The sequence below is a fragment of the Micromonospora sp. WMMD736 genome, assembly GCF_049179015.1.
In the GTDB taxonomy this organism is placed as follows: Bacteria; Actinomycetota; Actinomycetes; order Mycobacteriales; family Micromonosporaceae; genus Micromonospora.
On record NZ_JBMHMI010000027.1, the window covers coordinates 1 to 1,775 of the forward strand.

At 67.0% G+C, this 1,775-nt stretch carries 2 protein-coding genes; one reads left to right on the forward strand and one right to left on the reverse strand.

What is annotated here, in order from left to right; all coding sequences use genetic code 11:
- On the reverse strand, positions 1 to 1,369 hold a 1,369-nt coding region (locus tag ACN269_RS32925; protein ID WP_421476968.1), incomplete at its 3' end, for a S9 family peptidase.
- A gap of 61 nt (positions 1,370 to 1,430) precedes the next feature.
- Here ACN269_RS32925 and ACN269_RS32930 point away from each other — a divergent pair.
- On the forward strand, positions 1,431 to 1,775 hold a 345-nt coding region (locus ACN269_RS32930), incomplete at its 3' end, for an aldehyde dehydrogenase family protein (RefSeq protein ID WP_421476970.1).

A 1,775-nucleotide genomic window follows, 5' to 3' on the forward strand; every position in this document is an offset into this window, starting at 1 on the left:
CGTCGTAGCCCGGGGTGCGGGCCACCTCGAACCCGCCGTAGCCACCCAGCAGTGTCGGCCCGGGTTTGTCGTGGTTACCCTGGCGCACCACAAAGTACGGGATCTTGGTGCCGTCATCGGACGTCGCGAAATGCTGACGGACAACCAGATCGGCCGCGTCGAAGAACGACGGCGCCCGCTTGATCTCGGCCAGCTCACCGCCGGCCGGTCCGCACAACAGCCGCGACGGGGCGTCGAACCCGCTGCAATCCAGGAAGATCTCGTCGCCGAGCTTGTCCGTCGTGACGATCACGGTGTTGGTGTTGGCCGGTAGGCCAGGCACCGGTTGTGCCTGCCAGCTGCCGGGGGTGAGCACCTCGACGCGACTGGCCACGTCGGCCAGCGTGACCACGACCAGCTTGTCGCGCGTCCACGCATACTGATGCAGGCAGGTGTGCTCGTCGGGTTGGAACACCACGTGCAGCTCGGCGGTGCCGGCCAAGAACGCGTCGTAGTCGGCGGCCAGCAGCGAGCCGGCCGGGTAGTCGGCTGCGCCGGTGTACCAGTCGGTGCGCAGTTCGATCAACAACCAGTTGCGATGCACCGACACGGTGGCGTCGGTGGGCGTATCGACGCGGATCAACTCATCGCCGCGTAACTCGTAGACCTCGTCGTTGAAGAAATCCAACGCCCGCCGCACCATGGTGCGCCCGAACCCGGGGGTGCGGTCCACCGAGGCGGCCACGATCACGTCGGTGCTCGCCGCGCTGAACAACGTCTCGGCCTCGTCCAGCGGCTGACCCCGGCGCCAGCGTTTGACCAGGCGCGGATAGCCCGAATCGGTCAGGCTGCCCGGGCCGAAGTCGGTGCCGAGCAGCACCGTGTCCTCGTCCTCCCAGCTGATCTGGGTCTTCGCCTCGGGTAGCTCGAAGCCGCCGTCAACGAATTCCCTTGTACTCATGTCGAACTCGCGCACCACCGCGGCGTCCGCACCGCCGCGGGACAGCGTGATCAGCGCCAGCTTGTAGTCGGGCTCGATGACCGCGGCCCCGGCCCACACCCAGTTCTCGCCGTCCGCGCGCGCCAGCTCGTCGACGTCGATGATGACGTCCCAGTCCGGCTGTTCGCTGCGATAGCCGTCCAGCGTGGTGCGCCGCCACAATCCCCGTGGATTGGCCGCGTCGCGCCAGAAGTTGTACAGAAAGTCGCCGCGCCGGCGGACGTAGGGGATGCGGGCGTCGGTGTCGAGCACTTCCAGCGCCTCGCCGCGCAGCTGCTCGAACCGTTCGTCACAGAGTTCGTCGAGCGTGGGTTCGTTGTGTTCGCGCACCCAGGCCAGCGCCTCGTCGCCGGTGATGTCTTCGAGCCAGAGATACGGGTCGTCCGCCATTCGACCATTGTGTCTGCGGGCGTACTGTGAGCGGTATTACACCGCCGACAAAGGAGTCGTGATGACCGTCTACGCACGTCCGGGTACCGCCGATGCGCTGATGGCGTTCGAGTCGCGGTACGACAACTTCATCGGCGGGCAGTGGGTGGCCCCGGTCGGCGGCGAGTACTTCGAGAACCCCACCCCGGTGACGGGTCAGCCGTTCTGTGAGGTGGCGCGGTCGACGGGGGCTGACATCGAGTTGGCGTTGGATGCGGCCCATGGCGCGGCGGGTGCGTGGGGCAGGACCACAGCGGCCGAGCGGGCGGTGATCTTGAACAAGATCGCTGATCGTATCGAGGAGAATCTGGAGTCGATCGCGGTCGCTGAGGCCTGGGACAACGGTAAGCCGATCCGGGAGACGCTC